The organism is Halomonas sp. OfavH-34-E, from assembly GCF_024124525.1.
Classification (GTDB): Bacteria; Pseudomonadota; Gammaproteobacteria; order Pseudomonadales; family Halomonadaceae; genus Halomonas; species Halomonas litopenaei.
Genome location: NZ_JAMXRY010000019.1, coordinates 44,058 through 60,323, shown reverse-complemented (window position 1 = coordinate 60,323; position 16,266 = coordinate 44,058). Strand labels below are relative to the sequence as shown.

Sequence of the window (16,266 nt, the reverse complement as noted above, 5' to 3'; positions counted from 1 at the left end):
ACAAGGGTTTTAGTCTGTGGTGAAGATGCTCGAACTTGCATAGTAGTGACGGAAGCTTCAGGGGCCACCACCCTGGCCTGTCTGGGCTTTTCTCAACCACCACAGGGAGAGGAAATGAGCACGAACACAGCAAGCCCGGCGCAGCGGGCCTCATCCAGCACTGCCCGCCTCTATCGCATGAAGACCGCGGATCACCTCTGCCCCTTCGGCCTCAAGACCTTGTCGCTGCTCAAGCGCAAGGGCTACCAGGTCGACGACCACACCCTGACGTCACGTGAAGCCATCGACCGCTTCAAGCAGGAAGCCGACGTGGACACCACACCCCAGGTGTACATCGGCGACGAGCGCATCGGCGGCTACGAGGAACTGCGCCGCCACCTCGGCATGAGCGTGCCCGGCGACAAGGAAGTCAGCTACCGTCCTGTCATCGCCATCTTCGCCACGGCCCTGCTGATCGGCCTGGCGGTGGGCTGGGTGTCCGGCCAGTCGCTGGTCTCAGTGCGCACCATCGAGTTCGTCGTCGCCTCGGCCATGGTTCTGCTGGGCCTGCAGAAACTGCAGGACGTGGAAAGCTTCAGCACCATGTTTCTCAACTACGACCTTCTGGCCCAACGCGATGTACGCTACGGCTACATCTACCCCTACGCCGAAACACTGGCCGGGATACTGATGCTGGCAGGCAGCCTGATCTGGATCGCCGCGCCTGTGGCCCTGTTCATCGGTACCGTGGGGGCCATTTCGGTGTTCAAGGCGGTCTACATCGACAAGCGCGAACTCAAGTGCGCCTGCGTCGGCGGCAACAGCAACGTTCCCCTGGGCTTCGTTTCCCTGAGCGAGAACCTGATCATGCTGCTGATGGGCCTGTGGATGCCGGCCAAGGCACTTCTGATGTAGAGCGCGCCTGATCTGGCCGTTCCAGACGCGTAGCAAAAACCCGCCAGGTATTGCCTGGCGGGTTTTCTCTGGCACGATGCAACGTTTATTCGAAGCCGACATGCAGACTGTAGCGACCACTGTTTTCATTGGCGCTGCCAAGCACACTGCCTCGCACTTCAAGCTCATAGTTTCCGGGAGTGACAGGCTCCTCCAGCAGGAAGTGGCCGTTGTTGTCCGCGTCGCTGGCCACCAGCTGCCCCGCGGGGGAATACAGCCTTCCCTCGATACTCATCGACTGACTCGAGTCGCTGGCAAGATGTTCACTGCTGACGACGATCATTCCTTCCTCTTCGATCGGCAACCGGTAACGCACGGGTGCACCACGAAGCTGTTGGGTGGCAGACACACCTTGCCGCAAGATTTCGGCTTCCTGCGAATGGCCCTGCGCAGCCCATACCGGTAGAGAAACGCCCACGAGGACAGCTACACCCATCATGTGTTGCCACAATTTCATAACGATTACCTCCTTTGAATGTTGGCACCTTCATGATGTGTCATCTGGCTTAATCTACGCTGAAACATTGAAAAACGGCGTAGTGAAGCAGATCCCGCCAGCGGCCTGAATGGCAACCGTAGGCGCAGAGGCATCAAAACCAGACGCGTAGCCCGGCAACCACTGCGGTGTCCTCCACTTGCCCTCCTTCATCACGCGCCATATCGGCAGTATCGCCATAAAGTTTCTGCCAATAGGCGCCGATATAGGGCGCGAACTTGCGATGTAGCTCATAGCGAAGGCGCAGGCCGGTGCGCAAGGAATTGAATCCCTCCCCTACACCGAACTCCTCGGCATCATCGAACGCCACTTCCATTTCCAGGCGAGGCTGCAGATAAAGCCGCTGGGTCAGTCGCAGATCATATTCCTGCTCCAGGCTCAAGGAGGTATCACCATCGTCACTGACACGAAGATCCAGCTCGGTTTCCAACCGGTAGGGCGCCAGCCCCTGCAGACTGATCACGCCGAAATAGCGCTCGGGATGGTCATCGCTGCCAAGCCCGCCCTGGTAGCCAAGCCCTCCCTGTAGCTCCCAGAAGTCGGCAATCAGTCGGCTATACAGCAGATCCAGTGATTCAAATTCCGCATCTTCGCCATCCCCTTGGGTATTGTCCCCTTCCCCCTTCAGGTAGACGCGATGAACGTCGCCTCCGTACCAGGCCTGAAAATCCCAGGTTACTGCCTCGCTGTCTTCAGACGGCCAGACGTATTCCAGACGGTCGACCAGCACCGAGCCACGCAGATGTTCCTGCATGGGCGACGGCCAGTGATCTGGCGCGTCGTAGCCATCCTCAGCCAGCGCCAGCGACGACAACCCCAGGCCCGATAGCGTTGCCAGGCAAATACGGCCCACACGAATTTCCATGCGTCATCTCTCCTCAGGCAACCTTGACGACGCGGAACATGCCGGCGTCCATGTGATAAAGAAGGTGGCAGTGGAACGCCCAGCTGCCCTCGGCATCCGCCGTGATCAGTGCAGAAAGGCGCTCGCCAGGCTTGACGTTCAGGGTGTGCTTGCGCGGAATCAGCTCGCCGGCACCATTCTCCAGCTCCATCCACATGCCGTGCAGGTGGATCGGGTGCTCCATCATGGTGCGATTGACCAGGATGAGGCGCAGACGCTCGCCCTTGTCGAAGTGGATCGGCCCCGAGACCTCACTGAATTTCTTGCCGTCGAAGGACCACATGTAGCGTTCCATGTTACCGGTCAGATGAAGCTCGAGTTCGCGACCAGGAGGACGACGGTCAGGCCATGGCGCGATGGCCTTCAAGTCCTGATACACCAGCACACGACGCTCGCGGGCATCCAGGCCGATTCCAGGCTGATCGAGGCGGGAGCCAGGCTGCGCCACGCCTACCGGCAGCATGGCTGTACCAGTGGCGCTCTCCGTACTGTCCATCTGAGCGTGATCCATTCCCGCCATGCTCGAGTGGTCCATACCGGTCATCGAGCCATGATCCATGCCGCCCATGTTCGAGTGATCCATACCGGCCATCGAGCCATGATCCATGCCCGTCATGCTCGAGTGATCCATGCCCGCCATGCTCGAGTGATCCATGCCCGCCATGCTCGAGTGGTCCATACCGGCCATCGAGCCGTGATCCATGCCGTCATGGGCTCCCATGGCCTCCATTCCTCGATCGGCGATACGTCGGCGTTCCGGCACCGGCGCCACCATCCCCATACGCGGCGCCAGGGTCCCCCTGGCAAAGCCGCTTCGGTCCATGGACTCGGCAAAGATGGTGTAGGCCACATCGTCTTTCGGCGTCACCAGAACGTCATAGGTTTCCGCCACCCCGATGCGGAACTCCTCGACGGGCACGGGCCGGACCGGCTGGCCGTCGGCCGCCACCACCGTCATTTCGAGCCCCGGAATCCGCACGTCGAAGTAGCTCATGGCGGAGCCATTGATGACACGTAGCCGCTGCGTCTCGCCGGGGCGAAACAGGGCAGTCCAATTGTCATCGGGTGAATGACCGTTGAGCAGATAGGTGTAGGTGGCGCCGGTAACATCGGCGATATCACGGGAGCTCATGCGCATCCGGCCCCACATGGCACGCGCTTCCCAGGTGGAGGCGAGCCCCTGACGATCCACATCGGCGATGAAGTCTCCCAGGGTGCGCTCCTGGAAGTTGTAGTACCCCTCCCCGGTCTTCAGGTTGTGGAAGATGGTCGAGGGGTCCTCGAAACTCCAGTCGGTCAGCAGCAGCACGTGCTCGCGGTCATAGCGAAAGGGTTCGCGCTGTTCGGCGTCGATGACCAGGGGGCCCACATGGCCAATCTGCTCCTGCAGTCCTGAGTGGCTGTGGTACCAGTAGGTGCCGCTTTGACGGAGGGGAAAGCGATAGGTAAAGGTTTCGCCCGGCATGATGCCGGCAAAGCTCACGCCGGGGACGCCATCCATCTCAGGCGGCAGGAGAATGCCGTGCCAGTGAATCGAGGTGGGCTCGTCCAGCAGGTTGGTCACCCGCAGCGTCACGTCCTGCCCTTCCTTGAGCCGGATCAGGGGGCCAGGGCTGGTGCCGTTGAGGGTAATCGGCCGTGCAGACTGGCCAGCGATGGGCACGCTCTGGCGACGAATGGCCAGCGAGATATCCGGACCGCTTTCCACCCCCTTGGGGTAACTCGAGGTCTGCCCCCAGGGGTTGGCCCAGGCAGGCGCCAGACCGAGGGCGGCGGTGCCGATTCCCAGGGCTGCGCTTCCCTTGATGAATCCTCGTCGTGATAGCCGATGTGGCGGCAGAAGTGTCGTCGACATGGGTGCTGTCTTCCTGTGCGATGAACTTCTGCCATCTTCCATCGCCAAGCTGAAAGCCAGCTGAATCCTTAACGCACGGCCTCTCTCTCGGAGGTTGACGCCAGCGCCAACGGCAAGCGGATGGTCACCTCGAGTCCACCGCTGGGCGCCGCCCGAAAGCCGACCTCTCCCCGGTACTGCTCGACCAGTTCAAGCAGAATCGACAGGCCAATGCCGTTGCCTGGCCGCCCTTCATCCAGCCTCTGCCCTCGCCGGCCCAACAACGGCAGCAACTCCGCCGCCACTCCGGGGCCATCATCCTGGATCTTCAGCTCTAGACATCGCCCCAACGTCAGCGCGAGCCACACCGACTGGTTGGCCCACTTGCCCGCGTTGTCGAGCACGATGCCGATCATTTCCAGGAAGTCCTGTCGCTCCATCTCGATGCAGGCATCCTCGGCGTCCCCGAGGGCCATGACGAAGCGCTTGTCGGGGTAGAGGCTTCGAAACATGTCGAAAAGCTGGTCGAGTTCCCGCTTGACCCGGGTGTGCTGGCCGCCACCGGGGCCCGCCAGACGCGCCTGACGCAGGTGGGACTCCATCAACTCCTGCATCAGCGTCAACCGCTCCAGCAGACGCTCACGGCGGGATTGATCAAGCTCACGCTTGCTGCGCAGCGCCTGCATCACCGCGGTCAGAGGGGTCTTGAGCGCATGGGACAGGTCGGCAACGGCGTTACGCGAACGCACCAATCGGCGCTCCTGGCTGTCCATCAGACGATTAAGCTGCGAGACCAGAGGGCGGAACTCCTGCGGCACCTTCATTCTGAGACGCTGTCGCTGACCACTTCGCAGCTCGGCCAGCTGGCGCTGCAACAGATCCAGTGGCCGCAGGGCGGCATTGACCGCCAACCCGTTAAGCAGCGAAAGAGCCAGCAGCACCAGACCTGCGATGGCGCCAATCCACCAGTGCAGTGCCGCAAGGCCTTCCTCGACGCTGTCGAAGGATTCTCCGATGAGCAGCACCCCAGGCCTGCCGTCCACCGTAAAGGTTCGCCTCAACACCAGCAGGTGACGCCCCTCCAGGTGCACATCCAGCAGCGACCTGTCAGGCCCATCCAGATGGGGCGTCAGCGCCGACAACCAGGTCGGATGGGAGGTGGTGACGATCTCGCCGCGCTTGAGCACGTAAAGATGATGAAAGACCTCGGCCGACAGGCTCGAGGGCAAGGTGGGGGCCGGTACCGGGTCTGCGGCTTGACGCAGTTGCGCCAGGCGATACTCCGCCTCCTGCCGCAGTCGATCACCCAGAAAGTCCCGCGCGGTCTCGCGCAGCAGCAGGCCATGCATGAACCAGGTCAATCCCATGACCAGCAGGGACACCGCCCCGAGGCTGACCAGCAGGCGCAGACGGAGACTATTGCGTCTAATGCGAAACAAGCACGTACCCCTGGCCTCGGCGGGTCTGGATGACATGCTTGCCCAGCAGACGCCTCAGGCGCGCGATATAGACCTCCACCAGGTTGGGCGCCGGGGCATCCTGCTCCAGGGCGTAGAGCTGATCGAGCAGCTTCGTCTTGGAGTGCACCCGGTCAGGGTGGTGCATCAGGTAGCGCAGCAGGCAGAACTCGGTGGCGGTAAGCGTCTGCCATGGGCCTCCCGCGCAACTGACCTGGCGCTGCTCCTCGTCAAGGCGGATGCCATTGACGATCAGCCGCGCCGTCAATTCGGTACGCCGCCGCAGCAACGCCTGTATCCGCGCCAGCAGTTCCTGTTCGTGAAAGGGCTTGGTGAGGTAGTCATCAGCCCCCCGACGCAGGCCGTCCACCTTGTCCTGCCAGGCATCGCGAGCCGTCAGGATCAGCACCGGAAGGCCTAGGCCGTGTTCACGCTGGAACTCGAGCCAGTCGAGCCCCGAACCATCGGGCAGGCCGATATCCAGGATCATCAGTGCATACTCTTCGCTGTGCAACAGCGCCTTTGCCACGCTCAGTCGCTCGGCAACGTCGACGCGATAGCCATGATCATCCAGCGTATCCTTCAGACTCTCGCAGAGCAGGTCATCGTCCTCGACCAGCAACAGCTTCATCACCATCATCTCCCTGCCAGCGGGCCCCGGCATGCCACGCCTCACTCGAGCCGGACGGGGTGGCCCCGTCCCAGGCTTGCCGCCTATTCTCCCACACTCAGGGTGCCATGCATGCCCGCTTCAAAATGTCCGGGTACATTGCAGGCGAAGGTCAGCGATGCCCCCTGCTCCGGCGCCTGCCAGACAAGCGTCCTGGTCTCTCCCGGCGCCAGAGTCACCGCCGGCATGTCCATGGCGCCTTGCATCTGACTCATGTCGTGGCCGTCACCGTGCATGCCATGCCCTCCTCCCGAGGCCATCTCACGCATCATCTTGCGGTGTTCGTTCTGAGCCTCGGCGGAGCCGATCACGAACTCGTGCTCGAGCTGACCGCTGTTGGTGACCTCGAAGGCCACCACCTCCCCGGGGGCAACGCTCAAGCTTTCCGGGCCGAACCAGATATCGCCGGCCTCGACGGCGATGGTGCGATCCGCCTGATCGGGGTCCATGGCCTCCGATTGAGCGTGGCCGGGACCTGCCAATGCCTGGGTCGACAATAGGCCAAGAGCGACCACCATCAGTGTGCTGCGCATGACGTCATCCTTCCGTTTTGGGTGTCTCCCTCTGTTTGTAGCGCAAGAACCTGAATCCATACTGAATCGGCGATAGATGGCCACGCTGTTCACTGCGCCTACGAATGCTTCCACTGTTCCAGCAGCAGATCGATAAACAGCTGGGCGGTGCCCGAGATACTGTGCACGTTGCTGCGTACCAGGCCGATGGTGCGCTGGATGCGTGGCTCCGGCAGCTCCCGCGAACACAGGATCTCGTGATCCGGGCCCGGCATGGTCATGCGCGGCAGAATCGCCACCCCCAGGCCCGACTCCACCAGCCCCAGCGAGGTGGACAGATGCTGTACTTCGTAGAAGCTGTTGAGGTGGATGCCCTCGGCGGACAGCGCATTGTCCAGCAGGGTGCGATTGCCGCTGTCGCGACTGACGGTGATCAGCCGCACCTGCTCGAGGTCTGACCACTCGATTTGCTCCCTGGCCGCCAGAGGGTGATCGGAGCGCAGCGCCAAGACGAAGGGGTCTCTCATCAACTGGGTGAAAGACACCTCAGGCCGCTGGGCGCTGAACATGTTGATGCCGAAGTCGGCCTCGCCGCTGATGACCTTCTCGAGACCCTCGTTGGCGCTGACATCCAGAATACGAATACGGATGCCCGGCCAGGCCTCGCTGAACCCCCTGATCACGCTTGGCAGAAAGTAGAAGGCAGCGGTCGGCAGGCAGGCGATGGTCACGGTGCCGGTCTGGTGGGTGGCCAGCTCGCGGATACCGAGGATCGAGGACTCGTACTCTTCGATCATCCGTCGCGCCCGAGGCAGAAAGTCGGCGCCTATCGGCGTCAGCCGCGTACGCCGGGTGGTGCGCTCGAGCAGGCCCACCTCCAGCAACTCTTCGAGCTTCTGGATTCGCCGTGACAGCGCAGGCTGCGACAGGTGCAGGCGCTGAGCCGCCTCATGGAAGGAGCCCAGCTCCGCGACCTGGATGAAGGCCTGCAGATCGAGAAATTCAAGACGGTGCTGCATCGGGTCACTCTTGCATGAAGGCTTTTGGACTAATAACCATAGCGCATTAATCCTCATTTCGCATTGATAGACGCCAAACTTTGCATTTGAAGCATCAATAGACGCCTGACAAGCTGATACCACGACCTCCAACAACGGCGTGGCATCACGATGATGAACAGCATCCCCTGCATGATCATGCGCGGCGGCACCTCCCGCGGGCCCTTCCTGCGCATGAGCGACCTCCCCGACGACGAGCCCGCCAGGGCGGAAATCCTGATCAGCCTGATGGGCTCCGGCCACGCCCTGCAGATCGACGGGATCGGCGGCGGCGACCCGCTGACCAGCAAGGTGGCCATCGTCGAGCGCTCCAGCCACCCGGACGCCGACGTGGACTACCTGTTCGCCCAGGTGGACGTGCTCAACCGCCGTGTCGACTTCAACCCCAACTGCGGCAACATGCTGTCTGCCGTCGGCCCCTACGCCATCGAGTCCGGCCTGGTGGAGCCGCAACCGGACTACACCCTGGTGCGGGTACGCAACCTCAACACCCAGCGACTGATCGAGTGCCACGTACCCACCGACGCCGGCCAGGTCCGCTACGACGGTGACACTCGCATCAGCGGTGTTCCCGGCAGTTCCGCCGCCATTCAACTGAGTTTTCTCGACATCGTCGGAACCAAGACGTCGGGACTGCTCCCGACCGGCCAGGCCGCCGACACCATCGACGGTGTCACCGTATCCTGCCTGGATGCAGCCACCCCGATCATCATGATCGACGCGCGAGAGCTTGGACTGAGTGGCCGCGAGACGCCGCTCGAGCTGGATAGCGACAGCGACCTGCTCAAGCGTCTGGAGAGGATCCGTCGTCATGCAGGAGAGCTGATGGGGCTTGGTGACGTCAGCGACAGCGTGCTACCGAAGCCCGTGCTGGCCTCGCCCGCCGAGGATGCCGAGCGCACCCTGTGCACCCGCTACTTTGTCCCCCATCGCTGTCACAAGGCGATCGCTGTCACCGGTGCCATCGCTGTGGCGAGCGCCGTCAGCGTCCCTGGCACCGTCGCCAATCGCATCGCCATCGATGCAGGGCAACTCAAGGCCGGTGACCTCAAGGCGGCCGTCAGCCTGGAGCACCCGTCGGGCTTCATCGATCTCCAGGTGGAGCACCGCGACGGCGACCCCGGCGATATCGCCCGGGCCTCATTGATCCGCACCGCCAGAAAGATCATGAGCGGCACCCTGTTCTACGCCCTGCCCGACCCTACTCTGCCCGGCACGTCTTCCAGCCGCCCCGGCCCGGACTGATCTGCACCGACAAGGACGCTGCCGGCTGCGCCGAGCGCCGCCGCGCCCGACAACCACAACCGCCATAACAATCACCACCTCCCCAACCGACATAACAATCGTCACAACGACCGTCAGGAGACACGCCATGAAGACCCGTAAACCTTCCTCGTTCACCGCATCACGCCTCGCCTTGTCCCGCGTTACCAGGGCCGCGGCACTCGGCATCGCCATCGCAGGCACCAGCCTCGCCGGCAATGCCCAGGCCGCAGAGGTCGAGGTACCCGCCAATATCAAGTGGACCGTGCCGTTCGGCGTCGGCGGCGGCACCGATGTGTGGGCGCGCTTCTTTTCGCCCTGGCTCAGCGACTATATCCCCGGCGAGCCGACCATCATGATCGACAACGTCCCGGGAGGCGGCTCGATCAATGGCGCCAATCTGTTCGCCATGCGCGCCAAGGCCGACGGTTCAAACTGGCTCGGCACCTCGGCCTCCACCCAGTACCCGGCGATGCTGGATGATCGCCGCGTACGCTATGACTACAGCGAATGGACGCCGATCCTGGCAACCCCCACCGGCGGGGTGGTCTATGGCCAGCCGAGCCTTGGCGACACCGCCGACGCGGCGATCGATGCCCTGCTCAGCCAGCCGGTCAAGCTGGCCGCCCAGAATCCCACCGGTCTCGAGCTGCCCGTGCTGATCGCCCTCGACCTGCTAGGCGCCGACGTCCAGGCGGTGTTCGGTATGCGTAGCCGCGGCGAGGGACGACTGGCCTTCGAACGCGGCGAAGCGGACATCGATTTCCAGACCAGCTCGGCCTACCTGAGCAACGTCACCCCGCTGGTCGAGTCCGGCAAGGCAGTGCCGCTGTTCTCGCTGGGCCTGCTCGACGACGACGGCAAGATTGTTCGCGACCCGGCCTTCCCCGACCTGCCGACCTTCAACGAGGTCTACCAGGCGCGTCACGGCGAGGCGCCCTCCGGGCCTGCCTATGAGGCATTTCGCAAGTTCTTTGCCTCTGGCTTCGCCCTGCAGAAGCTGATCATGGTGCCCAGGGACACCCCTCAGGAGCTGGTCGACGCCTACCGTGACGCTGCCCGCGAGTTCGTCGCCACCGATGAGTTCAAGCAGGACGCAGAAGCCCAGCTCGGCCCCTATACCCCGGTCATCGGTGACGTCATTCAGCGCCACCTGGAAGACGCCATGTCGATCGATGAGGCGACCCGTGAGTGGCTGGCCAAGTGGCTCGAGGAGAAGCACAACGCCAGGATCTGACACCGTTCGGGAAGCGCCGGCCACGACGGCCGGCGCCTCCTGGCTCAACGACTTCAACAAGACGCCCTCGGGCGTCACCAACAACTCGAGAGCCACACGCCATGCTTGATATCCTTCTTTCCAGCCTGGGACAGCTGTTTACCCTGTCCCATCTGCTGTTCATGACGCTGGGGGTGCTGGTCGGCCTGGTCGTCGGCATCATTCCAGGCCTCGGCGGCATCGCCGGCATGTCACTGCTGCTGCCCTTTCTCTACGGCATGGAGCCCACGGTCGCACTCGGCATGCTGATGGGCCTGGTGGCGGTCATCCCCACCGGCGACACCTTCGCCTCCGTGCTGCTGGGCATTCCCGGCTCCAGCGCGTCACAGGCCACCGTCATCGACGGTTTCTCCCTGGCCAAGAAAGGCCAGGCCGCACGGGCCCTGTCCAGCGCCTTTCTGTCTTCGATGATCGGCGGTCTGATCGGTGCCGTGGTGCTGACCGGCTTTATCCTGATCGCAAGACCACTGGTGCTGTCGTTCTCGTCATCGGAACTGTTCATGCTGACCCTGCTCGGGCTTTCCATGGTGGCGGTGCTGTCGGGTGCGGACCTGTTCAAGGGTCTGGCCGCCTGTGGCCTGGGTCTGCTGGTGGGCGGTATCGGCATGGCACCAGCCACCGGAGAATTTCGCCTGAACCTCGACATCGACTACCTGTTCGATGGCCTGCCGCTGGTGGTCGTCGGCCTCGGCATCTTCGCCCTGCCGGAGATCATCGATCTGCTGGTCAAGCGAGGCGCCATCGCCGAAAAGCCCTGCCGTCTCGGCGAAGGCTGGCGTCGCGGTATCCAGGACGTCGGCCAGCAGCGCGGGCTGGTCGCACGCTGCGCCGCCATCGGCAGCCTGGTCGGCACCATTCCGGGGCTCGCTGGCTCGGTGGTGGACTGGCTGACCTACGGCCATGCGGTGCAATCGGCCAAGGACAGCTCCGAGTTCGGTAAGGGGGATATTCGCGGCGTCATCGCCCCGGAGTCGGCCAACAACGCCTGCGCCTGTGGCGCCATGGTGCCGACCTTGCTGTTCGGGGTGCCCGGTTCAGGCACTGCGGCGGTGTTCCTCGGCGGCCTGCTGCTGCTCGGCCTGCAGCCCGGGGTCGGCATGATCGAGACCCATCTGGACCTGACCTACACCATCATCTGGTCGCTGGCCCTCGCCAATATCCTTGGTGCCGCGCTCTGCCTGATCCTGGCCCGCCCCGTGGCCAACCTGACCCGGGTGCCCTTTGCCACCCTGGCGCCACTGATCACGGTGCTGATCATGTTCGCCGCCTTCCAGGCCACCCGCGCCACCGGCGATCTGCTCGCACTGGGCGCCATCGGCGTGCTGGGCGTGCTGTTCAAGCAGGCCAACTGGTCACGTCCGGCCTTCCTGATCGGTTTTGTGCTGGCACCGGGCGCCGAGGCCTACTTCTACCAGGCGGTCCAGTTCCAGGGCACCGACGCTTTCCTGCGCCCCGGCGTGCTGATCATCGGCGCCATGATTCTTGCCGCCATGTTCATTCCGGTGATCGGCAAGCAGATCAAGAAGCGGCGTCAGCCGATGTCGGTGGGCGCCGCGGCCACCGAGCCTAAGCCCGACGCTGAATCCCATCGTCTGGGGATCATCGATATCGTGCTGCTGGGAGCCCTGCTGGCGCTGGCGGCCAGCGCCTGGGTCAACGTCTCGGAGCTGTCACTGATCGGCGGCATCATGCCACGGCTCGCGATTGCCATCATGGCCCTCGCCTGCCTGGCCGAGATCGTCCGCAGCGTGGTACGTCGCCCCCGCTGGGAGCGTCAGACCTTCGCCCGAGAAGCCATCTGGCTGGTCGGCTTCTTTGCCCTCGTCGCCGCCATGCTGACGCTGGGCTTCATCACCACGGCCACACTGTTCACCCTGGTGTTCCTGCTGGCCATCGCCAAGCTCAAGCCCTGGGTCGCGGTGCTGATGGCGCTGGGGGTACTGGCATTCCTGCTGGCCATGGCAGAGTTTCTGACCCTGACCTATCCCCAGGGCATCCTCGACCCGCTGTTGTTCTACTGACCCCCGAAGCGACCCGCAGCAGCCCTGCGAGTACGAAAGCCACCGCTGTACACCGTTGTAAAGAGATAAGCCCCGCCTCGGCGGGGCTTATCCTGTAAAGACGTGCGTGAGGGGAACACCATCGAGGTCGACGAGCATCGTCAACGGGGCTCGCTCGCTGGCCGGGCTATCGATCATAGCGAGAGCCACGAACTTGGCCTGAGCCACCTCGAGATTCACCAGCGTCGGCAAGATCCCCTCTGGCGGCAACGAGCCTTAGGAAAACGACTGACTGTCAGCCGCCTGGTGGATACGATTGGACTCGGGCGTGCCATCTGGACATGACCACCGCGCCCCGGCTAGCTTGACCACATGTCGTTCGGCTCGACGCTACTGCCGCACACGACTTCCGGCCGAAAAACCTTCGGCAAGACACTGTCATATAGGCGAAACCGTGGAGATAAGAGCATTTCGAGAAGCTGACAGGAGCGCTACTATTGCGCTATGGCAGAAGTGCAGACTGACCCGCCCCTGGAACGATCCTGACACGGATATTTCCAGAAAGCTCAGCGTCCAACCTGAGTTGTTTTTCGTGGGCGTTGTCGAAAAAGAGGTGATGGCTTCTGCCATGGCCGGATACGACGGGCATCGAGGCTCCGTCTACTATCTGGCTGTCTCGCCGACTATCCAGGGGCTCGGCTATGGAAAACTGATGATGCAAAGGGTCGAAGATGCTCTCAAGGCCATGGGCTGCCCGAAGATCAACATCGTCGTTCGTAAGTCAAATGAAAGCGTGCTTGAGTTCTATGGCCGTCTCGGCTACGCGACAGATGAAGTGACCAACCTTGGCAGAAGATTGATTCCCGATCTGTGACACCCGCATACCGGTGCAGTACTGGCCCTTCTCGGTCGCAACAACAAGAGACGGCGTGGGGGAAGCTCGCCCCCTCAGTGGCTCCCCTCGAACATGCGATGACGGGCGTTGTCGATATGGGCGCGCATGGCGGCTTCGGCGCGCTCGCCATCCTTGTCGCTGATCGCCTCGACGATCGCCAGGTGCTCATCCTGGACCAGCTTCAAGCGCTCCTGAGAGGCCATCAATGACAGCCCCCGGGTCAGGTTCATGCCTTCCTTGATGCTCTCGTTGAGCGACTTCAGCACGGTGATGTAGTAGTGGTTGCTGGCCGCCTCGGTGATCGCCAGGTGGAAGCGATAGTCCTCGTCGGTGGCCAGATCGTGGCGGGCGTTGGCCTCATCGATGATGTCGTAGCAGCGACGGATCTGGTCGAGCTGGTCCTGGGTGCGTCGCAACGCCGCCAGGTGCGCCGCCCGCGCCTCGACATTGGTACGAAACTCGAAGCAGCGCTGGATATCGGCGATGCTCGAGATCGGCGCGAACTTGAGCACCGCACTGTCGGGCTGACGGATCACGAAACTGCCGGAGCCCCGCCGGGACACCACCAGTTCGTCTTCCTTGAGCCGGGCTAGGGCATCACGCAGCACCGGCCGGGACACTTCGTAGCGCTGGCACAGTTGCGCTTCGGTCGGCAGCTTCTTGTTGACCGGATACTGGCCCTCGATGATCGCTTCCAGAATCTTCTCGTAGACCGCCGAAGCCAGTGAAAATTTTTCGTCTTGTGCCATCTTGCCCTGCTCCGGTTCTCTGTTCCCTGGAAGCCGCCTGGCTTGTACCATCAGGCGCCACCTCCCTTTTACCACTGCAAAAGGCGCCCCGCATTGGGCCTTTAGGCCACACAGGGCGCCTCTCACCTCTTCCTGCCCTGTCCGGGCGGATCACCACTACTCGCTGGTCAGGATGCCTCGGTGGTGACTCCGCCGCCCTTACCGGCCTTGCGGCCCTTCCACACGCCGTTGGCGATGATCAGGGTCCAGGTCAGGATCGCCAGCCCCGCCAGCACCATGGCGATGGGCCGGTCGACGAAGGCCATCAGGTCGCCGTCTGACTTGAGGATCGAGCGCATGAAATTGCTCTCGATGATCGGGCCGAGAATAAAGGCCAGAATCAGCGGGCCCAGCGGGAAATCATTCTCCATCAGGAATACACCGACCAGCCCCAGGCCGAGCATCACCCAGACATCGAACATGCTGTTGTTGGCGGAGAAGGCCCCCACGATACAAAACATCAGGATCAATGGGTAGAGAACGCCAGTGGGCACGGCCAACAGCCTGCCGGCGCCCTTGATCGCCATCAGCCCCAGCGGCAGCAGCAACAGGTTGGCCAGCACGAACACCATGAAGATGGCGTTGACCAGAGCCCCCTGCTCGGTGAAGACGTCGGGGCCCGGGGTGATGCCCTTGGTGGTCAGCACACCGATGATGATGGCGGTGACGGTATCACCCGGAATGCCGAACACCAGGGCCGGGATATAGGCGCCGGACAGGGCCGCGTTGTTGGCGGCGCTGGCCGAGACCAGCCCTTCCGGATGGCCGGTGCCGTACTTCTGCGGCTCCCGCGACAGCTTGCGGCTGATGGCATAGCTGATCCAGGAGGCGATGTCGGCGCCGGCGCCCGGCAGTGCACCGATCATGGTGCCGAGCAGCCCGCCACGGGCGACGCCGCCCTTGTAACGCCAGGTGGTACGGGCCACGCCGTCGAGCAGCTTGCCCTTGGGCGTTTCCACCCTTGAGGCGCGCTGCCCGGCGCTGGGCAGGCTGCGCAGCAGCTCGGTGATGGCGAACAGGCCGATCAGCACCGGCAGCAACGAGATACCCGCGAGCAGGTCATAGCTGCCCATGGTGAAGCGCATCTGGCCGGATACACTGTCCATGCCGATCATCGCCAGCGACAGGCCGATCAGCATCGAGATGGCGCCCTTGAGCGGATCACCGCCGGCGACCAGGATCGCACAGGACAACCCCAGCAGCGCCAGCCAGAAGTACTCGTCGCTGGTGAACTGCAGGGCAAATTCGGCGATCCGCGGGGCAAACAGCGCCAGCACCGCGACCCCGATGATGCCGCCGAGCATCGAACAGGTGACGTTGATACCAAGTGCCAGGCCGAGCTTGCCCTTCTTGCCCATCAGGTAGGCTTCGTCGGCGTAGACCGCCGACGCTGGCGTCCCCGGCATGCGCAGCAAGGCACCGGGAATGTCACCGGCGACGATCGCCATGGCGGTGGCGGAGACGATGGCGGCGATGGCCGGCAGCGGCTCCATGAAAAAGGTCACCGGCACCAGCAAGGCGGTTGCCATGGTGGCGGTGAGACCAGGGATAGCCCCCATGAAGAGTCCGAACAACGAGGCGGCGACAATCACCAAAAGCACCTCGCCGTCGAGCACCATGGCAGCGGCTTGCATCAATTCATTCATCAGTAGAGCACCCGTTCAAGCAGTCCTGCCTCCAGCGGCACGTGCAGAAGCTGTGCGAACAGCATCCAGATCACGGTCGTGGCAATCACCGCGATCAACAGCGCACGCCCCCAACCACGACGGTGATAGGCGCGAAACAACAGCGTCAGAAGCGCCACCGCAACGATCGGAAAACCCAGCAGCGGCGTGAGCACCACGTAGGCGATGACACTGGCGACCACCGCCGCCAGCGCCAGCACAAACGCACGGCCGGATACCTTGGAGGTCCAGCGCGCCCAGGGCTGGCGTTGGCGCAGGCCCTTGAGCACCAATAGCCCTCCCATCAACAGCAGCAGGGCCCCCACCACCTTGGGGAAGGTGCCGGCGCCATAGACCTGGCGCGGCAGCGGACTCAAGTCCGCGGAAGCGACGATGAGGGCGGCCCCGAGGGCCGCCGCCATGGTTCCCGATACCGCGTCACTGGTACGCATGATGACGATCTCCCGGGCGTTACCGCACCTTTGTCAGTGCGCCGCCGATGCGGCGCTCAATCGG

Annotated in this window: 15 protein-coding genes; 5 read left to right on the top strand and 10 right to left on the bottom strand. The window is 63.2% G+C overall.

The window, feature by feature from the left end; translation table 11 throughout:
• Nucleotides 1–114: 114 nt before the first annotated feature.
• Complete coding sequence (locus NH448_RS10250; protein ID WP_253028748.1) at nucleotides 115–894, top strand: glutaredoxin; 780 nt, start codon at nucleotides 115–117, stop codon at nucleotides 892–894.
• A gap of 85 nt (nucleotides 895–979) precedes the next feature.
• Here the strand turns inward: NH448_RS10250 and NH448_RS10245 are convergent, their stop codons facing one another.
• The 7 genes from NH448_RS10245 to NH448_RS10210 form a co-directional block, all read right to left on the bottom strand.
• Complete coding sequence (locus NH448_RS10245; protein WP_124802262.1) at nucleotides 980–1,390, bottom strand: hypothetical protein; 411 nt, start codon at nucleotides 1,388–1,390, stop codon at nucleotides 980–982.
• Nucleotides 1,391–1,523: 133 nt separating this feature from the next.
• Nucleotides 1,524–2,294: a copper resistance protein B gene (locus NH448_RS10240; protein ID WP_253028747.1), complete on the bottom strand. Its 771-nt coding sequence runs from the start codon at nucleotides 2,292–2,294 to the stop codon at nucleotides 1,524–1,526.
• A 13-nt stretch (nucleotides 2,295–2,307) separates the two neighbouring features.
• Nucleotides 2,308–4,188 (bottom strand): copper resistance system multicopper oxidase, encoded by a 1,881-nt coding sequence (locus tag NH448_RS10235; RefSeq protein ID WP_045994648.1) that lies wholly within the window; start codon nucleotides 4,186–4,188, stop codon nucleotides 2,308–2,310.
• A gap of 68 nt (nucleotides 4,189–4,256) precedes the next feature.
• Nucleotides 4,257–5,606 carry an ATP-binding protein gene (locus NH448_RS10225; RefSeq protein WP_239452590.1) on the bottom strand — a complete coding sequence of 450 codons (1,350 nt, stop codon included), beginning with the start codon at nucleotides 5,604–5,606 and terminating at the stop codon, nucleotides 4,257–4,259.
• Nucleotides 5,593–6,255: a response regulator transcription factor gene (locus NH448_RS10220; protein ID WP_045994131.1), complete on the bottom strand. Its 663-nt coding sequence runs from the start codon at nucleotides 6,253–6,255 to the stop codon at nucleotides 5,593–5,595. Before NH448_RS10220 ends, NH448_RS10225 begins: the two co-directional genes overlap by 14 nt.
• A gap of 83 nt (nucleotides 6,256–6,338) precedes the next feature.
• A complete protein-coding gene (locus NH448_RS10215; protein ID WP_253028746.1) occupies nucleotides 6,339–6,827 on the bottom strand; it encodes a plastocyanin/azurin family copper-binding protein in 489 nt (162 codons plus the stop codon).
• A 98-nt stretch (nucleotides 6,828–6,925) separates the two neighbouring features.
• Nucleotides 6,926–7,825: a LysR family transcriptional regulator gene (locus NH448_RS10210; protein ID WP_045994126.1), complete on the bottom strand. Its 900-nt coding sequence runs from the start codon at nucleotides 7,823–7,825 to the stop codon at nucleotides 6,926–6,928.
• A gap of 150 nt (nucleotides 7,826–7,975) precedes the next feature.
• Here NH448_RS10210 and NH448_RS10205 point away from each other — a divergent pair, with 150 nt between their 5' ends.
• The 4 genes from NH448_RS10205 to NH448_RS10190 all read left to right on the top strand — a co-directional run bounded on the left by NH448_RS10205 (nucleotide 7,976) and on the right by NH448_RS10190 (nucleotide 13,277).
• Nucleotides 7,976–9,109 carry a 4-oxalomesaconate tautomerase gene (locus NH448_RS10205; RefSeq protein ID WP_253028745.1) on the top strand — a complete coding sequence of 378 codons (1,134 nt, stop codon included), beginning with the start codon at nucleotides 7,976–7,978 and terminating at the stop codon, nucleotides 9,107–9,109.
• Between the two features lie 127 nt (nucleotides 9,110–9,236).
• Nucleotides 9,237–10,364, top strand: a complete 1,128-nt coding sequence (locus NH448_RS10200) for a tricarboxylate transporter (RefSeq protein ID WP_253028744.1) — start codon at nucleotides 9,237–9,239, stop codon at nucleotides 10,362–10,364.
• A gap of 101 nt (nucleotides 10,365–10,465) precedes the next feature.
• Nucleotides 10,466–12,424 carry a tripartite tricarboxylate transporter permease gene (locus NH448_RS10195; RefSeq protein ID WP_045994123.1) on the top strand — a complete coding sequence of 653 codons (1,959 nt, stop codon included), beginning with the start codon at nucleotides 10,466–10,468 and terminating at the stop codon, nucleotides 12,422–12,424.
• A gap of 433 nt (nucleotides 12,425–12,857) precedes the next feature.
• On the top strand, nucleotides 12,858–13,277 hold the full coding sequence (locus NH448_RS10190) for a GNAT family acetyltransferase (protein WP_253028743.1): 420 nt from the start codon (nucleotides 12,858–12,860) through the stop codon (nucleotides 13,275–13,277).
• Nucleotides 13,278–13,351: 74 nt separating this feature from the next.
• On the opposite strand, the gene NH448_RS10185 is transcribed toward NH448_RS10190, so the two are convergent.
• The 3 genes from NH448_RS10185 to NH448_RS10175 form a co-directional block, all read right to left on the bottom strand.
• Nucleotides 13,352–14,047 carry a FadR/GntR family transcriptional regulator gene (locus NH448_RS10185; RefSeq protein ID WP_045994121.1) on the bottom strand — a complete coding sequence of 232 codons (696 nt, stop codon included), beginning with the start codon at nucleotides 14,045–14,047 and terminating at the stop codon, nucleotides 13,352–13,354.
• A gap of 167 nt (nucleotides 14,048–14,214) precedes the next feature.
• Nucleotides 14,215–15,732 carry a tripartite tricarboxylate transporter permease gene (locus tag NH448_RS10180; RefSeq protein WP_253028742.1) on the bottom strand — a complete coding sequence of 506 codons (1,518 nt, stop codon included), beginning with the start codon at nucleotides 15,730–15,732 and terminating at the stop codon, nucleotides 14,215–14,217.
• Nucleotides 15,732–16,202 (bottom strand): tripartite tricarboxylate transporter TctB family protein, encoded by a 471-nt coding sequence (locus NH448_RS10175; protein ID WP_222515337.1) that lies wholly within the window; start codon nucleotides 16,200–16,202, stop codon nucleotides 15,732–15,734. The genes NH448_RS10180 and NH448_RS10175 overlap by 1 nt, the downstream gene beginning before the upstream one ends.
• Nucleotides 16,203–16,266: the final 64 nt, after the last annotated feature.